We start from the raw sequence: 24583 nt of genomic DNA, 5'->3' as shown, positions 1-24583 counted from the left end.
CCATAGCTTAAATAACCCGATCCTATAAAGAGTTAAGGAAAAAACATGACTAACGATACAAATCTAATCGCATCGGATATCGAAGAATATTTACGTGTCCATGAAAACAAAGACATGATGCGTTTTATTACCTGTGGTAGCGTAGACGACGGTAAATCAACTCTGATTGGTCGTCTATTATTTGATAGCAAAATGATCTTTGAAGATCATATGGCTGCTATCGAAAAAGATTCTAAGAAGTTCAACACAACAGATGAATCATTTGACTTAGCATTATTAGTTGATGGTCTACAATCTGAGCGTGAGCAAGGTATTACTATTGATGTTGCTTACCGTTACTTTGCAACAGAGCAACGTAAATTTATCATTGCAGATACACCTGGGCATGAGCAATACACGCGTAACATGGCGACAGGTGCGTCGACTTGTGACCTAGCGATCATCCTAATCGATGCGCGTCACGGTGTACAAGTACAAACTCGTCGTCACTCTTACATTTGTTCTCTATTGGGCATTAAGCACGTTGTTATTGCTATCAATAAAATGGACGCAGTAGGTTATGACCAAGAAGTTTACAAAAAAATTAAAGACGATTACCGTGAGTTCGCTAAACAGTTAAATATTGCTGATATACGTTTTGTGCCAATCTCTGCACTGAAAGGTGACAATGTTGTAAACCAAAGCGAAAATATGACTTGGTATCCTGGTTCGCCATTATTACGTTTATTGAACACAGTTCAAATTACTAGCGATGATAACGAACAGTTCCGTCTAGGTGTTCAATATGTTAACCGTCCAAACTTAGATTTCCGTGGTTTTGCAGGCACAATTGCTTCTGGTGAAATTCGTGTTGGTGATACCATCGAAGCTTTACCTTCAGGTAAACAAAGTAAAGTAAAAGAGATCGTTACTTTTGACGGTAACTTAGAAGTAGCATACCAAGGTATGGCAGTTACATTAACGCTTGAAGATGAAATTGATATCAGCCGTGGTGATATGATTGTTCGTCCACATGAAAAACCTCAGTCAACTAAGAACTTTGAAGCTGACGTAGTTTGGATGGATGAAACTGCATTACACGTTGACCGTGAATACATTATTAAAGTGGGGAGTAACTCAACAGTTGGTACAGTAACTTCTGTTAACTACCAAACAGATGTAAACACTATTGAGCAAAAACCTGCTTCTAAACTGGGTCTAAATGAGATCGGTAGTTGTAATTTTGAAGTAGCAAAAGAAGTACAGTTTGATGCTTATTCATCAAATCGAGCTACTGGTGCTTTCATCATTATCGACCGTTTATCTAATGCTACAGTTGGTGCGGGTATGATTAAACAAGCAATTGAAGCTAAAGCTGCGCCAAAAACAGCTTACAGTGATTTTGAAGTTGAATTCAATGCACTAGTACGTAAGCATTTCCCACATTGGGAAGCAAAAGATATCCTGAAAGGGTAATTCTAAAAAGTGATCAGCAGTCAGTGATACTGACTTCTGATCACGCTTCATTGATGGCGCATTCATGACATTTCAATCTTATTTTGTACTTGCCGTTTTCATACTAACCATCATTGGTTTAATTAAATTTCAACAACGCCCAAGCCAAGTATTTGGCGTTGCACTATTAACTTTATTTTCAACTCAAATGGTCACTACTGACCAAGTTATTCAAAGCCTGTCTAATCAAGGTTTATTAACCCTTATTCTATTAATGCTGTGCTCTATAGCATTAGAAAAAACTCGATTGTTACGCTTAGTTGCAATGAAAGTGATCCAGCCTGATTACAGTGCAACTTGGTTAAGACTGTTTGGTTTAACCGTATTGTCATCGGCATTTTTAAATAATACGGCGGTTGTTTCAACGATGCTCGGGCCAATCAGAAATAATCCTAACCACTCAGCCAGTAAGTTATTAATACCTCTTTCCTATGCGGCTATTCTAGGTGGCACACTTACCCTAGTTGGTACGTCAACTAACTTAATAGTCAACAGTTTAGTACTTGATGCTAATCTTCCTTCTTTAGGGTTTTTCGATTTTACTCTTGTTGGTATATGTGTAGTCGCAGCCTGTGGTGTGACCTTATACCTATGTCGTTCTTTGTTACCCGATCGCAATATGAAAAGTGATACTGCTCAAGCTTATTTTATTGAAGCTAAGGTTAAACCTGAGTCTAGTTTAGTGGGTAAAAGTATCGATGAAAACGGCTTACGTCATTTGCAATCATTGTTCTTAGTTGAAATTATGCGTGGTGATTTACAGCTAACTGCAATTAATCCTAATCAAGTTATTCAAGCCAACGATAAATTAATTTTCAGTGGTGATATTTCTAAAGTGAGTCAGCTACATTTATTCGATGGGTTATCTATTTTTGCTGAAAGTACGGGGTTGCCCATTGGTAATCTTCGTGAAGTAGTCGTTCGACCAGAAAGCATTTTAAATGGTAATTCTCTTAAATCGGTTGGTTTCCGTTCTTTATTTGATGCTGCTGTAGTGGCAATAAAACGCGATGGTGAAAAGGTCTCCGGTAAAATAGGTAAGTTAAAAATTAAGCCTGGTGATTTTTTAGTATTAGCGGTAGGTGAAGATTTTAAGTCACGTCGTAATATTCGCAAAAATTTTATTCTATTATCTGATGTTGAATTAGATTCACGTTTGTCAGGGAAAAAAGAATTACTAGCGATTGCAGGTTTCTTTGTTGCAATTGCATTAGCCGCGCTTGGTATTATTCCTTTGTTTAAAGCAGTATTGCTGTTACTCGGTGTATTACTGTTGAGTGGTTGCTTGACCAGTAGTGAACTACTACGCCGTTTCCCTACGGATATTTGGGTGATTATCTCCTCGGCTATTGTGTTGTCCTATGCCTTACAAAATAGTGGTGTTATTGACAACTTTAATGAGTTGATGAGTAGTAGTACACATCTATTTAGTCCATTAATTGCTTTGATTGCTGTTTTTGCGATCACCTTATTATTAACAGAATTAGTGACCAATAATGCTGCTGCAGCATTGATTTTTCCTATTGCTTATGGACTTGCCAATAGTATCGATGCCAACCCAACCGCTTTTATTATGGCTGTTGCGTTTGGCGCTAGTGCTAGCTTTATTAGTCCATACGGCTATCAAACCAATTTAATGGTATTTAACGCAGGGCAATACAAGCTCAATGATTTTATTAAAATCGGCGTACCTGTCAGTCTGGTGTATAGCGTTACCTGTATTTTTGCGATTGTTGCCGTATTTGGCTTATAACAGATTCGCAGTTTATTTATATTTTATTTCAGCAATTTATCAATTGAATATAAGACTGAATATAAGTACTTTAAGAGAGAATTATTATGACTACCCCATATATAGAAAAAGAAGTTGATGGTGAAAAATCATCTGATGTTGTATGGCACCAAGCGAGTGTGTCCCACCAAGATCATTGTCAATTAAATGGTCATAAAGCCGCAGTTTTATGGTTTACAGGGCTAAGTGGTTCAGGTAAATCTACTGTAGCTAATGCTGTTGATCTTATGCTATTTCAACATCAAGCTAAAACCTATGTACTCGATGGCGATAATGTCCGTCATGGTTTAAATGGTGACTTAGGTTTTTCAGATAAAGATCGCATCGAAAATATTCGTCGTGTAGGTGAAGTATCAAAACTTTTTGCTGATGCGGGGTTATTAGTGTCAACTGCGTTTATTTCTCCTTTTGTTGCAGACCGTGAAATGGTTCGCTCACAATTACCTGAAGGTCAGTTTATCGAAGTGTTCATTGATACACCTTTAGCGGTTTGTGAATCACGAGATCCAAAAGGTTTATACAAAAAAGCGCGTGCTGGTGAAATTAAAAACTTTACGGGGATTGATAGTGCTTATGAAAAGCCAGTTAATCCTGAAATACATGTTGAGACAGATAAAAAGTCAATCGAAGCATGTGCTCAACAAGTTATTGACTATTTAAAAGAAAATAGTTACCTGTAGTAAATATTCATTACTCATCGTAGACATGAAGATCATTAATTATTTGATTTACTGAGCGACAATAGTTGACCAATCAGATGGGGGACAAGGTATTTGTCACCCATTTTACTTTTGTATTTTGCTACGGTTTTTTACACACAATCTGTGCAATTGCTCGATCAGGGTTGCGCTTTATCCCTTCAAAATAAAATAAGATTTCCCAATCTTTAAAAATTGTTTTTAACTCATTTTCTTTCAATAAAAAATCAGTTCGGTGAGGGCGGCCAAACTGTCTATTTTCAACGGTAAAAGTTTCGTAAATTACAATCCCTCCTGATTTGACCGCTTGTTTAATATGATCAAATAGTGGGCGGTGTAAATAACGAAATACAATAACGCCTTGTAAAGTCAATTGTGCTAACTGTAATCTATCGGTATCTTGTTTTGATTCGAAATCAGCCTGCCAGAGTTGTTCTTTTAATATTTTCTGTTGGTCTTGTAACGCTGATAAAGGAGCCTGTTTTATATCGGCAAACAACACATCAATGCCTGATTGATGTAGTGCTAAACCATTTTGACCTTGACCACAAGCGAGGTCTAGGACTACTCCGTTATCTGAATTAAATAGGTGCAAATGAGCCTGCAGTAAATTTGCAATTGCCATTATTGTAGTGCCTCTATTAGGTCCCTGACATTTTTCAGGGGGATAATTTTCTGGTCACCTTTTACGAATTGTTGCATTGATGCGTGATAAGCAACGGCTGGAATAAATATCTGTTTTTTACCATGTGTTAATGCTTCGCGTACACGGGGAACGATTTGTGGAATTTGACGTAATTCACCAGTTAACGCTAATTCACCAATGAAAACAGCATCACTAGGCAAAGGTTTAGAATTAATTGAACTAAGTAAAGCTGCGGTGACAGCCATATCCGTTGATGTTTCTGAGTCAGCCATTTTAAGTCCGCCTACCAAGCTAATATTAATATCATAGTAAGTAGGGATGCCGCCATGCTTCTTTAACACTGCAGTAATTAATGATAAACGGCTGTATGACACACCAATACAGTTGCGTATTGATTTCTCTCCTTCAACTTCTGTTGCTAAGGCTTGAATTTCAATTAACAAATTACGGGCACCGTCTTTAATCACCGAAATAGCTGAACCTTCGAAATGCTCTTCACTACCAGATAAAAATAAACGACTTGGATTATCTACAGAGCGCATACCTTTTTCGGTCATTTGAAAAATACCCACCTGTTCTGTATCACCAAAACGGTTTTTATCTGCCCGTAAAATACGCACTGATGCATCATTTACTTCAATATGAATGGCGGTATCTATAATGTGTTTTAAGGTTTGTGGGCCCGCCATTTGCGAATTTTTATTTACTTGTCCAACTAGAATTAGAGTAATACCATGTTGTTTACACAATCTATTGAGTATTTTGGCACAGGTTTTAACCTGTGTTACGCCGCCTGCTGAGCCATCAACAGTATTCGACTCAAAAGCTTGGATAGAATCTGCGATAAGGAATTTAACGTTATTTTCAATACATTGGTCGACAATATCTTCAATGCTATCGGTATCTGAAAGCAGAAAGTTATCTTCATTGAAGTTAAGTTGTAGGCGCTCAATGCCGCGTTTTGCCCATTGGCTAAGACTTTCTTCGGCCGTGACGTACAAAGTAGACATTGTTTGAGACATAACTGAAGCGACTTTAGTCAGTAGGGTGGTTTTGCCAGATCCGGGGTCACCACTGATTAATACCACTGAACCTAAAGTAATGCCTTCACCTAACACTCGGTCTAATTCACTTAACCCTGTAGAAACACGTTGTGCATGTTCAACTTGTACTGAGGAAATACGTTTTACACCATTAGTGGTGACACCTGCATAGCCCCCAGATTGACTGCGGCTGATGGCTGCATTAACTGATTTGGTTGCAGCGGATGCTTCACGAAATTCAGTAATGGTATTCCAAGCTTTACACTCGCCACATTGTCCTTGCCATTTTGTATAATCCGCACCACAGTCACTGCATACGTAAGAGATTTTGGTTTTTGCTTTTGCCATGGTTTGTTCCGTTGTATGTAAATTATTTATTCAGTTTTACTCAGTCATTTCTATTAGCCGAGTTTATTATTGTTCATTCTTTTCTTCATTAAATAACTTGATAGCATCATTAGCTTTAGCATAAGCATAACCATGTGAAGTTAATATTCTTATTGCTTTCATTTTTTGTTTTTGATCATCAATACTCACTTTGAATTTTTTTGTTAATAATTCACAGGCTTGTTGTAAATCGTTAAATGTAGGAGTAGGGAAGTTTTGATTGTGATCTTCAATGGCTGAGTTAATAATGTCGAAGCTAAAGCCTTTAGTTTGAAGGAAGCCCATGGCTTTTTGTTTTAGATGTTGGGTTACAATTGCTTCATGATATTTATTAGCTAAAAGTCTTTGTGCAGATTCGTTGTAGTTGAACTCACTTTCCTGCATTGCCTGCTTAATTAAGCTTTCATTGATCCCTTTTAGGGTAAGATCTTGTTTTATACGAGTGATACCATGACCTTTGTTTTGGGCACTACGTAAAAAAGAGTGTGCAAAACGTTGATCATCTAAATATTTAAAATCTACACACTCTTTAATAACCGCTTCGATCCATTGTTGGTTGTCTGTTTTGCGTTGCAGTTTTTTTAATAATTCTGCTTGGCTGTGGTCACGACGGGATAAATGCCAAAAAGCACTGCGGCGAACCGCTTCAATATCTTTAGCTATTTTAATTGGCTTATTAGCAAACATCAGGGCTCTCTACTAAGTGTGTTTATATACAGTATATATTCAAATCGATAAAATTTACAGTGGGCATCAAATCAGATTAATAAAATAGTTGTCCAAAAGGTTGAATTGTCTATTTATCACTCTATAATGTGCGCCCCCATTACGGGATAAATAATTAAGCGGGTTCCCTCACCCCGTTACTACATATAAAAAGGTTAAAATATGTTATCACTTACACACTCGCAAATTCGCCGAGCATTGATGCTATTGGTTGGATTTCACATTCTTATTATTTGTGCTAGTAACTACTTAGTACAACTTCCTTTTACACTTTTCGGCTGGCATACCACTTGGGGCGCATTTAGCTTTCCTTTTGTTTACCTAGCAACTGATTTAACTGTGCGCATTTTTGGTCAAGAAAGTGCTCGCCGCATCATCTTTAAAGCAATGGTGCCAGCCTTAGTTGTTTCTTATGTGATTGGTGTGTTATTTCATCAAGGTGCATTACAGGGAATGGATGCATTAGCGGAGTACAATAGTTTTGTGTTACGTATTGCATTGGCTAGCTTTGCTGCATACTTGTTTGGTCAATTATTAGATATCAAAGTATTTGCTAAATTACGTGCCACTAAACAATGGTGGGTTGCACCAACAGCATCAACTTTATTAGGTAATCTATTAGATACTTTAGTTTTCTTCTCTTTTGCTTTTTACGCATCTACCGATGTATTTATGGCTGAAAACTGGCCGGAAATTGCTATGGTGGATTACGGATTTAAACTATTAGTAAGCATCTGTTTATTCTTACCGGCTTACGGTGTGTTATTAAAAACACTAGAGAAACGCATCATTAGTGTGCCAAATAATGAATCATCTATCGCATAAATAGAATAATTGTTAGTTAATAAACAGTTCAAAGGGAGGGCTGTTTATTAACTACTCAGGTTAACTAAATTTAGCCTTATAAATTATTTTTCTTGCTCTTCATCTTTAATAAATCGTATTTCAGAAAACCCCATACGTTCAAATTCATTTGCTCGATAGTTTTTCATGATGCCTTGACCACGAGAGGTCATCTCTAATTGTTTTTCCATAGCCCAAAACGAAGTTAAGTCAACACCCTCAGCTGCTGCCACTGCTTCATAAATATCAAAGTGTTGGCTAAATGAAAATGCGATTGTTTTTTTAGTGCCTTGGTAAAAGTAGCTGACTTGACGTGCCATAACATTGTCTCAATAATTAAAAACATAATATTATCACAGCTTGTTCAATGCTTATAACAAGCATTTACGAGAACCTATCAAAATAGCGTGATTGTTTTAAATAAAAAATGTTATAAGACTCTGATTATAAGCAAACTTCAGTATTTTTTGGTCGTAATACCTAGGCTGAATACGTTACAATTACAGTATTGTTCGACCCATTAAAACCATCTTTTGAGACTTAATGGATTTACTTGTTACATATGGATAGGTTTAAATATGACGTTGACACTTCCTTATAATAATTTCATGTCTTTTGCGGATCACTCCTTTAAAGAATATGCCGATAATGATTTTGTTGGTTATGTTGATGAAGGGATGTTTACTTACCGTGAAGCGCAGCAAAAAGTCATTCAGCTGCAAGCTTTATTCAAAGATCTAGGTATTAAGCAAGGCGATAAAATAGCCATTTGCAGTGAGAATATGCCGCATTGGGGGATCGTGTATTTAGCGATAACGGCAATGGGCGTGATTGCTGTGCCTATTCTGCCAGATTTTCATACCAATGAGATCCATCACATTATCAAGCACTCTGAAGTGAAGGCGTTATTTATCTCTCAAAAGATAGCACAAAAGCTAAATGAAGATGATTTCAGTTCAGAGCTTTCATATGTTTTCTCACTTGAAACTTTTGATATTATCGAAGATAAAACACCGAAGCATTCTGAGCTACTGATTAAAAGTGCACAAGCGATTGCAATAATGAAAAGCAAGGCGATTAAATTTGCCAAGCAGAATAAATTATTAAAAATGAGTGATATTGATAATACATTAACTATAAATCCTGATGATGTGGCTGTGATTATCTATACATCCGGTACTACTGGGCAGTCAAAAGGAGTAATGTTAAGTCATCATAACCTATTGTCTCAAGTTCATCAGGCTAATGGATTAATTGAAATAGTGGCAGGAGATCGCTTCTTGTCTATTTTACCATTGGCACACACCTTTGAATGTTCAATCGGATTCCTTGTACCATTTTCAAAGGGTGCATCTGTTTATTATATTAACCGCATACCTTCACCGAAAGTGATTTTATCTGCAATGCAGAAAGTAAAACCAACTTGTATTTTGAGTGTGCCTTTGGTTATTGAAAAAATATATAAAAACAAAGTGTTGGCAGAGTTTAATAAAAATAAAATTATTCAATACTTGTACAACAATGTGAGCTTTATACGTAAAAAGCTAAATAAAATCGCAGGTAATAAATTAATTGAAAGCTTTGGAGGAGAGATCAAGTTGTTTGGTATCGGCGGTGCTAAATTATCGCGCTTTGTTGAACAGTTTTTAATTGAAGCAAACTTTCCCTATGCGATCGGTTATGGATTAACTGAGACTGCGCCGATTATTGCAGGTGCTGTTCCAGGCACAACACGGTTAGGCACAACAGGTACATTGGTAGAAGGGATGGAATACCGTCTCATTAAACAAGCAGAAGATGATACTGAAGGTGAACTACATGTGAAGGGACCTAATGTCATGTTAGGTTACTACAAAGAAGAAGAGCGTACCAAAGAAGTCTTAGATGATGAAGGTTGGTTTAATACTGGTGATCTGGGTAATATTGATGAAGCCGGTGTGTTAACCATTAGTGGGCGCAGTAAGAATGTGATCATCAGTGCCAGTGGCGAAAATATTTATCCAGAATCAATAGAAAGTGTTATTGAGCAACACCCACTAGTTGTTGATTCCATGGTCTATGAATTAGATAAAAAGTTAGTGGCTAAAATCTACATTGATTACGACCTATTCGATGAACAACATAATCTAAAAAAGCAAAGCGATTTTGATTTGCATAAGGATATTATTAATTTATTGGAGGAGATTAAAGTGAGTTCAAATCAGCAACTTTCTTCGTTTTCCAAAATAAATTCAGTGATTGAGCAAACAGAGCCTTTTATAAAGACACCGACTAAAAAAATTAAGCGTTATTTACATATGTAATACTGTTTAATTTTATAAGTTTACAAGTCGATAATGATGTTCAACAGTACGTTATTATCGGCTTTTATCTGCGTACTGGTTTATCGTTTTTGTAAGGCAAAGTACAATATCTACATACCCTTAATTTAATACTGCATTTTTAAAACTGATTTTAGTTAACCTATAAGCTATTTCATTGATCATCTTTGAATATTGGATATAGTCAGTTTGAAGCGCAATTGTTTGTTAAAAACTGCAACATAAATAGAGAAAGCATCATGGCAAAAACCGCATCAGCACTTCATATTCTGGTAAAACATCAAGATAAAGCAGAGGATATTTTAACGCAATTGAAGAAGGGAGCTAAGTTTCAAACATTAGCTAAAAAATATTCAACTTGTCCTTCAGGTAAAAAAGGAGGTGACTTAGGTGAATTTAAGAAAGGGCAAATGGTACCTGCTTTTGATAAATTTTGTTTTACTGGTGAAATACTAACACCAACAATTGTCAAAACTAAACATGGGTATCATATTGTGAAAGTACTGTATCGAACCTAAGGCTTGTTTTTCTATCAAGTGATGCTTAAAGTTCTGTTTATGTGTCACTAAACCCTCTATCTCTAAAGGTATAAAATCAATATAAGTTGTACGCTGAAACTCTATTTTTTAGCATATTTAGTTGTTTTTTATCTATTTTTTTGATTTTAGTCGATCAGAATGTCACAATTCGGTCATTGGAGATGAAAGCTTAATCATCATCTTTGCTTCTCGGATACAATAAAGATTGATTCTATACTCCTACACATTGGAAAGTGCCTTATACGATGAATAACCATGATATTTTAGGGACAAATGATTCTTGGTCTAAAAAAGAAATCCGTAAACAATTTAAATTGTTGTCTATAAAAATTCACCCTGATAAATCAGGATCGAGTGAATTATTTAAAATCGTACACATCGCTTATAAGAAAGTCATGGCCGGAGAAGGTAATGATGCGTTTGTGTATTTACCTTCGGAAGAGATTGATCTTAACCAAGCACCTCAAGATAAAGAAGCACTACGAGTACAAGTACATCAGCTATTACAAGAAGTAAAAATCAAAACAGAATGCTTAGATGAAGCAAATGCGCAAATTCGTAAGTTATCTGTTAATTCTGATGTCGCTAAAGTTACAAGCCAACTTAAATTAGCATTAAGTGCTTTGTTTATAATGATGCTTGGCGGCGCCATGGTGCTTTTGTCCAATTTCGGTGAAAAAGAGCAAAACACCAATATCGATCCGAGATTCTTTTTAACGTCAGTCCCTCAAGTTTTGCCGGAAAAACCTAAAATTGAACTAAAGGCAATCAAACGGGATTGGAGTCATTTACCTGGTTATTCCAAGAAGGGGGATTTCGGTGATTTTATTCTTATCACAGAATTAGGCATTCCTACTTTGATGTTACAAATCGATCAAAGCTTATATAGTAGTAAGCAAAAGGCAAAATTACGTAATGATAAACATGGATCTTGTGAAGCCGCATTAACCGTAGATGGTTATCAGCGTGTTGGATTAATTAATCCTTTTGCCCGTGCAACAGTTGATAAGAACTTTATTTTTTCTATTTGGCTATTTGATAGTGTGAAATTAGATATGTTTAATGACTTCCAACAAATTACCCTGATTTGTGATGACCTTATTTTCAGCGGGCAACTTGCTAAAAAGTCTACTTAAAGCAATTTTATTGTGTAGTAATAGTTAATGTCACTTTGCTACACATTAAATAAAATCACGCCTTTGAATGACGTGTTTCTTCAACTTAGAGCTCAAAGTCGTTGGTTTTAATCCTAACAGTTCAGCGGCTCCTCCTTCACCGTATATTTTACCTCGACAATCTTTTAAAGCCTGAATCAAATTCTCTCTTTCTAGTTGTTTATGTTGCTGCGCATTGAGGACGTTACTGTGCTTTGTATGTAACAGGTTATTTACGTTACTCTTCTCATTTTTATTCATAAATTCAAAATTTAGCTTATTACTTTTTGACAATATCACTTGTCGTTCAATAATATTTTCCAATTCACGAATATTACCTGGCCAATTATAAGTAAGAAGGTGTTGCATTTGTGCAATGGAAATTTGAGGGGAAGGTTGATTTAACCTAACACAGACTTTATCGATAAAGTGTTTCACTAACAAAGGTAAGTCATCGAAACGTTCACGTAGTGGTGGAGAGTTGATAGGAAAGACGTTTAACCTAAAATACAGATCTTCTCTGAATTTATTATTTGCCACGAGTTTGTTTAGATCTTGATTCGTTGCTGCAATAACCCTCACATTAACATTACGTGTGATCGACTCACCGACTCGTTCAAATTGTTGCTCCTGTAATACCCTTAATAACTTACTTTGTAATTGTAATGGTATCTCTCCGACTTCATCTAAAAAGAGGGTAGCGCCATCGGCTAGTTCAAAACGCCCAACACGATCTGAAAGAGCGCCTGAAAAAGCGCCTTTTACATGGCCAAAGAATTCACTTTCAAAGAGCTCTGTTGGAATAGCTGCACAATTAACACGTATTAGTGGCCTGACTTTACGCTGGCTTGCCTCATGAATTGCTCTCGCTATTAACTCTTTACCTGTGCCTGATTCTCCTATAATCAATACATTCGCATCGGTGGGGGCGACTAATTCAATTTGATTCATCATATGCTTAATTTTATTGCTGTTACCAATTAAATATTGATGATTAAAGTCGGCGTTAATCTCTTCTTGTAAATATGCATTTTCCATCTCCAAACGATGTTTAAGAGCATCAACTTCTTTTAACGCATTAAGTAATTTATCTTGCGTTCGCTTGCGCTCTGTAATATCTCGGAAAATAACAACTGCACCAATTAATGTACCGTTTTCTGTTAGAGGTGTACTGGTATATTCAACGGGGATAGCTTTGCCTTGTCGAGACCAAAATACTTCATTATCAACACTGTGGATCGCACCATCATTAAAGGCCGCATATATTGGACAATTATGCACATGGTAGTGACTACCATTCACATGGGTATGGTGAATAATATCGTGAATCTTCTTTCCCATTAGTTGTTCTTTTTTCCAACCAATAATAGCTTCGGCGGCGGCATTAACAAAGGTTGTTTTACCTTCACAATCAACACCGTAGATACCATCACCGACTGCTGTTAAGAGTAGCTGGTTTTGACGCTCAATTTGTTCAAATACTGTTTCATCTGTGTCCCATTGCGACAAACCGAGTCGATAATTAGATTCTATTCGAGATTTAAAGTGACGTTCAAAAGTGACACTGCCATCTTCACAGCTTAATAAAATATTATTAGCAAATTTAGAAGCATTAATCCCAATACTCACGTTTTTATTCGCGGTTTGTATATTTAATTCGCTAGACCAAGCTGTACCTTCTGTCAGTACTTGCTGGGTAAAGTTATGCAGTTTATCAAGACAGTCTGGGAAAAATTGGGTCACTGTATATTGAGTTAATGCTCTTCTATTTAAGGTAAATAAAGCTTCTGCTTGCTTATTAGCTATCAAAATTCGATTGGTAATAGGGTTAATTAATAGCATCGCAGTAGGGGCATTTAAAAATAGTTGCTCCAACATAGTTTACTCCATCAACAAAATGAATCGGTGGTATTAACACCAAGTTAGCGTTCGAGAATCCATTATCACTGCAAATTTGAAGCCATGACAACGAGATTTAGTTGATAGAGCAACGAAAAATCGTTTAACACGAAATGTCGTGGTAATTATTTTGCGGTTTATTGTTTTATAATTCCATATAAAACAAATGTTTAGGTAACTTTCATTGAGGTGGCATAGTAAATGCTATATCAGTATTGTTAGGTGGAAGTATGAGAAAAAGGTCTTTTGGTATATTTCTCTTTGCACCAATTAAGGGCAAGATTCACTCTGATTAATGCCATTATCATTCAGTTAAGGAAATAACATGTTAAAAAAAATAGAGGTCACAGAAGCTATTTTCGCGATCAAAAAAGAAAAAAATTTAACTTGGGAAACGATTGCGGATGCCATTGGTATGTCAACCGTATGGACTACTTCAGCTTGTTTAGGCATGAACAGTTTTACGGAAGCGACTGCCGATAAATTGATCGTATATTTAGGTTTACCAACAGAAACAAAATTTAGTTTATTAGAAAACCCAACAAAAGAATGGGATAAGTCAGTGCCACAAGACCCTCTCATCTATCGCTTTTATGAAGTAGTAGGAGTGTATGGAGATACATTGAAAGAGGTTATCCAAGAGAAGTTTGGTGACGGTATTATGAGTGCTATCGACTTTACTATGTCAGTTGATAAAGAGGAGAACCCAAAAGGTGACCGTGTAGTAGTGACGATGAATGGTAAGTTTTTACCTTATAACGCATGGTAGGTAGCTTATTGAAGTAGGTAATATTTTCGAATTATTGCATTTTTAATAAAAGGGCGACCGATATTGAGAGTTACTGTAAAGACGTAATTGCTCTTTAAAAGGATGTTTGCCAACAGGAAGTTACATTAACCCGTAAGTTATTTAGCATATTAAATACTTACCAGAATAAAAGTGAGAAAAACTATGTCTTATTTAGAGCCCGCAGAGTTTGTAACCAAAATGGTTGATACTGGGGAATCCAAAGTTTATATGTCGACTAAGGACACCTTAATACGTGCTTTTATGGCGGGTGCCATTTTAGGATTGGCAGCTGTCTTTGCAATTACAGTTGCTACTAAAACTGGGAGTCCAATATTAGGCGCTTGTCTATTTCCCGTTGGTTTTATTATGTTGTACTTAATGAAATTTGACCTGTTAACGGGTGTATTTACTTTAGTCCCTTTAGCTTTATTAGATAAACGTCCAGGAGTCACTTTTTCAAGTGTTATGCGTAATTGGGGTTTAGTATTTATTGGTAATTTTGCAGGTGCTATGACAACCGCTTTTATGGTTTCTTTTATATTAACCTACGGTTATGCAACAGATGGCGGCGCATTGGCAGCAAAAGTAAGTGCGATTGGCGAATCAAGAACGCTAGGTTATCAAGAGCATGGCATTGGTGGATGGTTTACTATTTTTATTCGCGGAATGCTATGTAACTGGATGGTCTCAATGGGTGTAGTTGGTGCATTAATTTCAACTTCAGCTGGCAGTAAAATGGCTGCTATGTGGATGCCTGTAATGTTATTCTTTTATATGGGGTTTGAGCATTCAATCGTGAATATGTTTTTATTCCCATTTTCAATGATCATGGGCGGTGATTTTACCGTTTATGATTATTTATTGTGGAATGAGATTCCAACGGTATTAGGTAATTTAGCGGGTGGTTTACTATTAGTAGGATTACCTTTGTACTTCACGCATGTTAAAACCTCTAAAGCACGTGTTTTAAGTTAATGTAATAGTAAGGTGTTGCACTTAAACACATTTGGATAGCCGCCGTGTTTAAGTGTAACTACTTTTATATCACTTCATCTAAAATTAACCATTCGAAGCACAATTCACTAAATAATAAGTATCGGTTGATTGTATAGGGTGTGATACCTGTGTATATTAAGCTTACTTTTATATTTAAGTGAATTCATTATATTGAGCGCCAAGCAGCATAAAAACGCAACGACGACCCCCGAGATAAGAGCTTTTATTCATGACTCTGAGCTGCCGACCGCAGTACTAGCACGTCTGTTAAAAATCTCTGAATCCACCGTACGTAAATGGCGTAAACGGGAAACCGTTGAAGATGCTTCGCACGTACCAAAACACTTCAAAACGACTCTCTCAGTGCAGCAACAATATGTTGTTGTGCAATTGCGCACTCGATTAATGCTCTCCTTGGATGATCTGTTACAGGTTTGTCGGCAATTTATTAATGAAAACACCTCTAGGGCGGGTCTACAGCGTTGTTTGAAACGTCATGGTGTGTCTAAGTTAGCGGATATTGACCCTGCCGGCGAGTTAGTTAAATTAGAGCAGCAAGTCAGTGTTGCTATTAAAGATAACAGTTCAGACCAAGTACTCAATTCAGTGGTTAGCCCTGAGGCCATGAGCGAAGTACTAAATCAATTACGCAGTGAAGCGGCTGAGAAAACCAATAGCAGTCAATTAGCAGATCATGCACGAAGTGCGAAAACACGTTCACTAACCTGTTCAGATGTAGTGCAAGTAAGTGTGACAACACTGCCTATCTTAGATAAAAAAACAACTAACCAACATCGTTTATTGATTGCCCATGACCCTGATAGCCAGTGGGTGTATGTCGATCTTTATCAAGACGATGAAGCCGATGCTGCACGACGTTATATGCGTTACGTGTTAAAGCATGCACCATTTCATATTCGTCGCTTATTAGCGGCAAATTATAACGAATTTTTGAGCCGATTCCGTTTGCTTAGTGAAGTATAAACACTAGCAAACAGATAGTAATGCCATTGGAGAACATAATGTCAAAAAAACAAAACACCAACACAGCGGCTGATAAGCGTATTAATTCACGCTTACAAGAAACGCCAATAGCAATTGTTGGTATGGCTTCGGTTTTTGCTGAAAGTAAAAATCTAGGACAGTTTTGGGAAACCATAGTTAATTCTGTGAATGGCATTCAAGATGTACCTGAAGATCGCTGGGCTATTGATGACTATTACTCTGCAGATAAAAAAGAAGCAGATAAAAGTTATTGTAAACGTGGTGGTTTTTTACCTGAAATTGATTTTGATCCGATGGAATTTGGTCTTCCACCTAATTTACTAGAATTAACTGATATTACCCAATTAATGGCATTAGTGACTGCACGTGATGTTATTGCTGATGCGGGTTTAAGTGTTGAAGGTAATGTTGATCGCGATAAAATGGGGATTATCCTAGGGGTGGGTGGCGGCCAAAAACAGGGTGGGCAGTTAATGTCCCGATTGCAAGGTCCTGTACTAGAAAAGGTGTTAAAAGCATCAGGTGTCAGTGAAGATGATACTAATGTGATCGTGGATAAATTTAAAAAAGCGTATATTCCATGGGAAGAGAACTCATTCCCAGGTATGTTAGGTAACGTTATTGCTGGACGTATTGCTAATCGTTTTAATCTTGGTGGTACAAACTGTGTGGTTGATGCCGCTTGCGCAGGTTCTTTAGCCGCTATTAAAATGGCAGTATCAGACCTATTGGAATACCGCTCAGATATGATGTTATCGGGTGGTATATGTTGTGATAACTCACCATTTATGTACATGTCATTTTCAAAAACACCAGCATTTACTGATGGCGATTGCATTCGTCCTTTTGATGATAAATCCAATGGTATGATGATTGGTGAAGGTGTGGGTATGATTGCACTTAAACGTTTAGAAGATGCTGAACGTGATGGTGACCGAATCTACTCTGTGATCAAAGGTATTGGTAGCTCTTCAGATGGAAAGTTTAAATCCATCTATGCGCCGCGTCCAGAAGGGCAATTAAAAGCACTTAAACGTGCTTATCAAGATGCAGGTTTTGATCCAAAAACATGTGGATTAATTGAAGCGCACGGCACTGGTACTAAAGCCGGAGATGCGGCAGAGTTTAGAGGTTTAGAGTTATTGTTCAGTGAAAATAATGAACAAAAGCAACACGTGGCATTAGGCTCAGTTAAATCACAAGTGGGCCATACTAAAGCGGCGGCAGGTACTGCCGGATTAATTAAAGCAGCACTAGCGTTACACCACAAAGTATTACCACCGACGATTAATGTTGATCTACCGAATAAAAATTTAGATATCGAAAATACACCACTTTATATTAATACTGAAACACGTCCTTGGATGCAGCGTGTTGATGGTGTTAAGCGTCAAGCGGGGATCAGCTCTTTTGGATTTGGTGGCACTAACTTCCATCTAGTATTAGAAGAATACTCACAGCAACATCAACATGCTTATCGATTAAACGAGGTTGCGCAGTCATTTTTAATTGCCGCTGATAATAAAGCACAGCTAATTGAGATATTAACGGCGCAGCATCAGGCTTTAAAGGTTGGTCAAGACAATCAACCCTATGCTTATAATCAATTTATAATTGACTTTCCTGTACGTAAAATTGCTGCTGATCAAGTGCGTTGTGGTTTTGTAGCCAATGACGTTAATCATGCTAAACAGTTATTAACGCAAGCAATCGATAAACTAACAACAGATCAATCTGAACAATGGTCAATGCCAACGGGTATCTATTACCAACAGCAGGCTATCAATAGTAAAGGTAAAGTGGTTGCTCTATTTTCAGGTCAAGGGTCCCAATATGTGAACATGGGGCGTGAATTGGTTTGTCATTTCCCAACTATGATGGCCAGTCAAGTAGCCATGGATAAACAGTTTGCATTAAGTTCAACGGGTAAGGTAAGTGATGTGCTTTATCCTATTCCAGTATTTGATGCATCTAAAAAAGCGCAACAAGAGCAGACTTTACGACTAACAGAATATGCACAACCTGCGATAGGCAGTTTATCAGTTGGCTTATTTAATACATTTAAACAAGCTGGTTTTAAACCTGACTTTACCGCAGGACATAGCTTCGGTGAGTTAACGGCATTATGGGCAGCAGGTGTGTATTCAGAATATGATTATATGCAACTTGCCATTGCCCGTGGCCAAGCTATGTCAGCACCCAATCAAGTAGATTTTGATGCAGGGGCAATGGCTGCTGTTATTGGAGAAGTTGCTTTAGTAGAGATTGAAATTGCGGAGATCGCTGGAGTAAGCATTGCTAATTATAATGCTCATAATCAAGCGGTGATTGCTGGTAGTAAAATAGCCATTTTAGATGCGAGTACAAAACTCACTAAACTTGGTTTAAAAGTGATTGAGTTACCTGTTTCTGCTGCTTTCCACACGCCATTAGTTGAGCATGCTCAGCAACCATTTGCTAAGGCTATTGATCAAGTCAAATTTGCTAAACCAACGATAAATGTGTTTGCTAATGGTACTGGTGAAGCACACAGTGAGCAGCCGCAAAAGATAAAAGCTGCGCTTAAAGGGCATATTCTAGAATCGGTACAATTCAGTAAACAGATTGAGAATTTATACAAGGCTGGTGGTCGTATCTTTGTAGAGTTCGGCCCTAAAAATGTACTTACCGGTTTAGTGGATAATATTCTGCAAGATAAATCAGATGTAGTGAGCATTGCGACTAACGGTAATACCAAACAAAGTGCTGATATTCAATTACGTTTAGCCGCTGTGCAATTAGCTGTTTTAGGCGTTGAGCTAGATAACATTGACCCTTATTCCGCAGTTAGTCGCCCAACGGTTGCACCTAAAAAATCACCATTAGCGATGAAATTATCGGGTGCTGCCTATGTCAGTCCTAAAACAAAACAGGCTTTCCAAGATGCGTTAACTGACAATTGGAAGATAGGTAACAATCAACAACCTGTCACTGAAGTCAAAGAAGTGATCAAAGAGGTCATTGTTGAGAAAGTTGTAGAAAAAATGATTTATGTCGACAGTGAAGGTAAGCCTTTAGCTGATCAATCAGCGGTGGCAACGCAGCCAACAGATACACTAAATACTCAAATTTCGGCTAATGATATTCAAGATAGTGTTAAGCGGTTAATTGAGCATCAATCACAACTATTATCCGTACATCAAGCGTATTTAGAAGGGCCTAATCAATATGCAGACACCTTTAAAACGGTATTAACTGCGCAAGCTGGCCAACAAAAATTACCTGAAGGTTTGGATAAAACTTTAAGTATGTACCATGATTTCCAAACAGAAACATTAAGAGTACATGAGACATACCTGAATAATCAGACCGAAAATATGCAGCATATGCTAAGTAGAGTGTCTGATAATAAAGGGGACAATCCTCAACAAGTAGCACCAGTTAATGAACTTCAGAAATCCCCTGACTTGCAAAGTGGAAATAAGCCATTAACAACCAATTTGAGTCTACAAGAGCAATTACAGGCAACACATGACACGGTTAAAGGTGTACAAACTAGTCCTGTCAGAAAAGTACAACAAAATACAGTTGATGACAAAGTGTCGCCACTAAGTGGTGAGATTGCTTCAAATCAAGCGATAGCTGATACCATGCTCGCGGTTGTTGCTGATAAAACCGGTTACCCAACAGAGATGCTTGAACTAAGCATGGATATGGAAGCGGATTTAGGTATCGATTCAATCAAACGCGTTGAAATCCTAGGAGCAGTGCAAGATCAAGTGACAGACTTACCAGAATTAGACGCTGAGCAACTTGCACAAATGCGTACGCTTGAAGAAATTGTGGTTTACATGAACTCCGTGATGGGCGACACACAGAATATGCCAGCAAGTGTGGCAACAGCAAATCCCCCCCTTGGTAACACAACGGCTAATAGCGTTGACGCTCAATTGATTGAACAAATCATGCTCGCGGTTGTTGCTGATAAAACCGGTTACCCAACAGAGATGCTTGAATTAAGCATGGATATGGAAGCGGATTTAGGTATCGATTCAATCAAACGCGTTGAAATCCTAGGGGCCGTGCAAGATCAAGTGACGGATTTACCAGAATTAGACGCTGAGCAACTTGCACAAATGCGTACGCTTGAAGAAATTGTGGTTTACATGAATTCAGTGATGGGCGACACACTGAATAAACCAGCAAGTGTGACAACAGCAAATAATCCCCTTGGTAACACAACGGCTAATAGCGTTGACGCTCAATTGATTGAACAAACCATGCTTGCGGTTGTTGCTGATAAAACCGGTTACCCAACAGAGATGCTTGAATTAAGCATGGATATGGAAGCGGATTTAGGTATTGACTCAATCAAACGCGTTGAAATCCTAGGGGCTGTGCAAGATAAAGTGACGGATTTACCAGAATTAGACGCTGAGCAACTTGCACAAATGCGTACGCTTGAAGAAATTGTGGTTTACATGAATTCAGTAATGGGCAACACACTGAATAAACCAGCAAGTGTGACAACAGCAAATAACCCCTTTAGTAACACAACGCCTAATAGCGTTGACGCTCAATTAATTGAACAAACCATGCTCGCGGTTGTTGCTGATAAAACCGGTTACCCAACAGAAATGCTTGAATTAAGCATGGATATGGAAGCGGATTTAGGTATCGATTCAATCAAACGCGTTGAAATCTTAGGGGCCGTGCAAGATCAAGTGACGGATTTACCAGAATTAGACGCTGAGCAACTTGCACAAATGCGCAGGCTTGAAGAAATTGTGGTTTACATGAATTCAGTGATGGGCGACACACTGAATATGCCAGTCAATGCTGCAACAGCAAATAACTCCCTTGGCAACACAACGGCTAATAGCGTTGACGCTCAATTGATTGAACAAACCATGCTTGCGGTTGTTGCTGATAAAACCGGTTACCCAACAGAGATACTTGAATTAAGCATGGATATGGAAGCGGATTTAGGTATTGACTCAATCAAACGCGTTGAAATCCTAGGGGCCGTGCAAGATCAAGTGACGGATTTACCAGAATTAGACGCTGAGCAACTTGCACAAATGCGCACGCTTGAAGAAATTGTGGTTTACATGAATTCAGTGATGGGCGACACACTGAATATGCCAGTCAATGCTGCAACAGAAAATAACTCCCTTGGCAACACAACGGCTAATAGCGTTGACGCTCAATTGATTGAACAAACCATGCTTGCAGTTGTTGCTGATAAAACCGGTTACCCAACAGAGATGCTTGAATTAAGCATGGATATGGAAGCGGATTTAGGTATCGATTCAATCAAACGCGTTGAAATCCTAGGGGCTGTGCAAGATCAAGTGGCAGACTTACCAGAATTAGACGCTGAGCAACTTGCACAAATGCGTACGCTTGAAGAAATTGTGGCTTACATGAACTCAGTGATGGGCGTGACTAATGCTAATACAGTACAAGCGACTGAAGAGGCACCGCAAACAATAGATGTAGAGCATATCGAACGCACTATGTTGTCAGTTGTGGCTGATAAAACAGGCTATCCAACGGAAATGCTGGAGTTAAGCATGAATATGGAAGCGGATTTGGGTATAGACTCTATCAAACGTGTAGAAATCCTGGGCGGTGTACAAGACCAAATATCAGCACTTCCTGAGTTAGATGCAGAACAATTATCACAAATGTCCACGTTGGCTGAAATTGTTAACTACATGCACTCGGTTCAAGCGGATAATACGTCTGTAATAACCGTTAATACATTTAGTCATGCGTCATATGTACCATTAACCGAAACCTTTGAACCTGCACCCAGTGCAACGGTGGCAATAAAAAAGCTTTCAGCACTTGAATACGATGACTCAAGTGTGAAAGGTGAAACCGATGGTAGTAAACAATTATTATTGGTTAATGACGGGCTTGATAGTTGTGTTTTAACTGCTAATGAATTAATAAAAGCTGGATGGAAAGTCACTGTTCTAACACCTCACTGGATTAAAGTGAAATTAACCAAGCAGTTTGACCAACAGATCCAACTTGTTGATTTACCATCGCTTGATGAAGCGATTATTGCAGACATTATGTCTGCTCAACAATGGCAATCTGTTATCTATTTACATCCTAAAACGAATGCACCAGGTATTGATTTTGATGAACAAGCTAAACAAGGACTGCAACTGGTGTTTTTGTTGGCAAAGTTATGTAAATTAAACCAATTAAATAATGAAGTCCGTGCATCATTTTTAGTGGTGACACGTCAAGGTGGCGACTTTGCAACAAACAATTTAGAAAGCAAAGCAGATTTAGTACAGGGTGGTTTATCTGGATTAGTAAAAACCTTAGCGCAAGAGTGGAACAAGGTTTTCTGTCGTATCGTTGATCTGCCTTGTAAATTTACAACCAGTAAAGTCTCTAAGATAGTCGTGTCTGAGCTTAATGATAAAGCTACTTTGCCTACAGAAGTGGGTTATAACAGTGAAGGGCGATTAACTTTAGTGGCACAGAAAACCGACAGCTACCAATTAACTGATGGTCAGTCGATTAATCAAGAGTCTGTTTTCTTGGTTAGTGGTGGTGCAAAAGGGGTGACAGCACATTGTGTTATCGAACTTGCTAAGCAGCATCAATCTAAATTTATTTTATTGGGTCGTTCGCAGTATCAAGCTGATGAAGGGGCCTGGTCAATGGGAATAGACACTGACGTTGATCTTAAAAAAGCTGCCATGCAACATTTGTTGAATACAGGTCAAAAACCAAACCCAAAATCAGTGAAACAGTTAATTAACTCTGTATTAGCTAACCGTGAGATTAAGCAAACCTTACATGCTATTTCGTTAGCTGGTGGGGTGGCTGAATATGTTGCGGCAGATGTGTGTGATAAACAAGCATTACAGACAGCAGTCGCTCCGATTACCACCTTGTGGGGGAGTATTACAGGGGTTATTCATGGTGCAGGTGTATTAGCGGATAAATTAATTGAAGATAAGACATTAAGCGAGTTTGAACAGGTTTATAGCACTAAAATTGATGGATTAGCGGCTTTGTTGTCTTGTTGCGAAATGGACAAGTTAACGCATCTTGCACTATTCTCTTCGGCAGCAGGTTTCTATGGTAATCCAGCACAATCTGATTACGCGATTGCTAACGAAATTTTGAATAAAACCGCTTACCGCTTTAAAGCTTTGTACCCAGCAGTACAAGTGTTGAGTTTTAACTGGGGGCCTTGGGACGGTGGTATGGTCACAGCAGAGTTAAAACATATGTTTAATCAGCGTGGTGTGTACATTATTCCAGTTGAATCGGGTGCTAAATTGTTTGCTAGTGAGCTTGCAGCAGTAGATAACCGCTGCGTACAGGTTGTGGTTGGTACAGATATGTCTGGCTCTGATAATGAACCTGAGTCGATAAAGGTTGATGGTCAAATTATCAAGGTATTTAATCATCAAGAAAGTATGCTGTTATCTGATCATCAAATCGCTGGCCAGCCTGTCTTACCAACAGTATGTGCAATGGCATGGTTGAAATCAGCCTGTGAACAACAGTACCCTGATTATCAATACCAAGGTGTTAAAGATTTTAAATTGTTTAAAGGCGTTGTGTTCGATGGGGCACATGCGGAACAATTTATGCTGGACACTAAACTAGTAGAGCGATCTGACACACAATTAAATGTAGAAGTATTGGTAAGTAGCAAAACGGCACAGGGCAAATTGGTTTATCATTACCAGGGAATAGTGACCTTGGTTAAACCATTGGATGGCGGATTGTCATTGAAAGAGCACCAGACAATATTGCCTGAATTTGTTAAAAAACAATCCCAAGAAGCCGCTGAATTATATGCTGACGGCAGCTTGTTCCATGGTCAAAGCTTACAAGGTATTCAACATATTCATCAATTGGATGAAACTGGTTTACTACTTGAGTGCGCTATTGAAATGGCAGCAAACCAAGGTAACGGAGAGTTTGATCTCAATGAGACTAATGTGGCTGCTAATGATTTAGTCTATCAAGCCTTATTAGTCTGGACCAGCAAACAGTTAGGGACTGGTAGCTTACCAACCAGTACAGGAAGCTGGGATGTGTTTCGTGAAGTTAAATTAGGTGAGCACTTCTTTATTAAGCTAATCGTGACTAAACAGCAAGGACAAAGCGTATTTGGTGATTTACTATTGATTGATCAAGCGAATAAAGTGATTAGTCAGATAAGCGCTGCGGAAGTAACTTGTAGCCCGAGCTTATCAGAATTATTTAAGGCCAGCGCTTAAT

Annotated in this window: 16 protein-coding genes; 11 read left to right on the top strand and 5 right to left on the bottom strand. The window is 38.0% G+C overall.

Annotation, left to right across the window (positions count from 1 at the left end):
* Positions 1-45 precede the first annotated feature (45 nt).
* The 3 genes from cysN to cysC all read left to right on the top strand — a co-directional run bounded on the left by cysN (position 46) and on the right by cysC (position 3966).
* On the top strand, positions 46-1455 hold the full coding sequence (gene cysN / locus AC0L3W_RS06140; protein ID WP_290037949.1) for a sulfate adenylyltransferase subunit CysN: 1410 nt from the start codon (positions 46-48) through the stop codon (positions 1453-1455).
* A 64-nt stretch (positions 1456-1519) separates the two neighbouring features.
* Positions 1520-3247, top strand: coding sequence for an SLC13 family permease (locus tag AC0L3W_RS06135; RefSeq protein WP_290037950.1), 1728 nt, complete (start codon positions 1520-1522; stop codon positions 3245-3247).
* Between the two features lie 86 nt (positions 3248-3333).
* Entirely contained in the window at positions 3334-3966 is a 633-nt protein-coding gene (cysC, locus tag AC0L3W_RS06130; RefSeq protein ID WP_290037951.1) for an adenylyl-sulfate kinase, read from the top strand.
* 121 nt (positions 3967-4087) lie between these two features.
* On the opposite strand, the gene AC0L3W_RS06125 is transcribed toward cysC, so the two are convergent.
* The 3 genes from AC0L3W_RS06125 to AC0L3W_RS06115 all read right to left on the bottom strand — a co-directional run bounded on the left by AC0L3W_RS06125 (position 4088) and on the right by AC0L3W_RS06115 (position 6747).
* Positions 4088-4609 (bottom strand): class I SAM-dependent methyltransferase, encoded by a 522-nt coding sequence (locus AC0L3W_RS06125; protein ID WP_409439398.1) that lies wholly within the window; start codon positions 4607-4609, stop codon positions 4088-4090.
* A complete protein-coding gene (gene radA, locus AC0L3W_RS06120) occupies positions 4609-6021 on the bottom strand; it encodes a DNA repair protein RadA (protein WP_290037953.1) in 1413 nt (470 codons plus the stop codon). Before radA ends, AC0L3W_RS06125 begins: the two co-directional genes overlap by 1 nt.
* A gap of 66 nt (positions 6022-6087) precedes the next feature.
* On the bottom strand, positions 6088-6747 hold the full coding sequence (locus tag AC0L3W_RS06115; RefSeq protein ID WP_290037954.1) for a regulatory protein RecX: 660 nt from the start codon (positions 6745-6747) through the stop codon (positions 6088-6090).
* 201 nt (positions 6748-6948) lie between these two features.
* Here AC0L3W_RS06115 and AC0L3W_RS06110 point away from each other — a divergent pair, with 201 nt between their 5' ends.
* Positions 6949-7611, top strand: a complete 663-nt coding sequence (locus AC0L3W_RS06110; RefSeq protein WP_409439399.1) for a 7-cyano-7-deazaguanine/7-aminomethyl-7-deazaguanine transporter — start codon at positions 6949-6951, stop codon at positions 7609-7611.
* A gap of 83 nt (positions 7612-7694) precedes the next feature.
* Here the strand turns inward: AC0L3W_RS06110 and AC0L3W_RS06105 are convergent, their stop codons facing one another.
* Positions 7695-7949: a DUF2960 domain-containing protein gene (locus AC0L3W_RS06105; protein WP_290037957.1), complete on the bottom strand. Its 255-nt coding sequence runs from the start codon at positions 7947-7949 to the stop codon at positions 7695-7697.
* 258 nt (positions 7950-8207) lie between these two features.
* Here AC0L3W_RS06105 and AC0L3W_RS06100 point away from each other — a divergent pair, with 258 nt between their 5' ends.
* The 3 genes from AC0L3W_RS06100 (at position 8208) to AC0L3W_RS06090 (ending at position 11625) form a co-directional block, all read left to right on the top strand.
* Positions 8208-9932, top strand: a complete 1725-nt coding sequence (locus tag AC0L3W_RS06100; RefSeq protein ID WP_290037959.1) for an AMP-binding protein — start codon at positions 8208-8210, stop codon at positions 9930-9932.
* 257 nt (positions 9933-10189) lie between these two features.
* Positions 10190-10468, top strand: a complete 279-nt coding sequence (ppiC, locus tag AC0L3W_RS06095) for a peptidylprolyl isomerase PpiC (protein WP_409439400.1) — start codon at positions 10190-10192, stop codon at positions 10466-10468.
* 266 nt (positions 10469-10734) lie between these two features.
* On the top strand, positions 10735-11625 hold the full coding sequence (locus AC0L3W_RS06090) for a J domain-containing protein (RefSeq protein ID WP_290037962.1): 891 nt from the start codon (positions 10735-10737) through the stop codon (positions 11623-11625).
* Between the two features lie 45 nt (positions 11626-11670).
* On the opposite strand, the gene AC0L3W_RS06085 is transcribed toward AC0L3W_RS06090, so the two are convergent.
* Positions 11671-13521: a sigma 54-interacting transcriptional regulator gene (locus tag AC0L3W_RS06085; protein WP_409439401.1), complete on the bottom strand. Its 1851-nt coding sequence runs from the start codon at positions 13519-13521 to the stop codon at positions 11671-11673.
* 346 nt (positions 13522-13867) lie between these two features.
* On the opposite strand from AC0L3W_RS06085, the gene cynS reads away from it, so the two are divergent.
* The 4 genes from cynS (at position 13868) to AC0L3W_RS06065 (ending at position 24582) form a co-directional block, all read left to right on the top strand.
* Positions 13868-14311, top strand: coding sequence for a cyanase (gene cynS / locus AC0L3W_RS06080; RefSeq protein WP_409439402.1), 444 nt, complete (start codon positions 13868-13870; stop codon positions 14309-14311).
* 183 nt (positions 14312-14494) lie between these two features.
* Entirely contained in the window at positions 14495-15307 is an 813-nt protein-coding gene (locus tag AC0L3W_RS06075; protein ID WP_290037966.1) for a formate/nitrite transporter family protein, read from the top strand.
* A gap of 192 nt (positions 15308-15499) precedes the next feature.
* Positions 15500-16312: a helix-turn-helix domain-containing protein gene (locus AC0L3W_RS06070; protein ID WP_409439403.1), complete on the top strand. Its 813-nt coding sequence runs from the start codon at positions 15500-15502 to the stop codon at positions 16310-16312.
* Positions 16313-16350: 38 nt separating this feature from the next.
* Positions 16351-24582 carry an SDR family NAD(P)-dependent oxidoreductase gene (locus AC0L3W_RS06065; RefSeq protein WP_409439404.1) on the top strand — a complete coding sequence of 2744 codons (8232 nt, stop codon included), beginning with the start codon at positions 16351-16353 and terminating at the stop codon, positions 24580-24582.
* Position 24583 lies beyond the last annotated feature (1 nt).

It is taken from the genome of Psychromonas sp. KJ10-5, from assembly GCF_055808325.1.
This window is presented reverse-complemented; position numbering and strand designations above follow the sequence as displayed.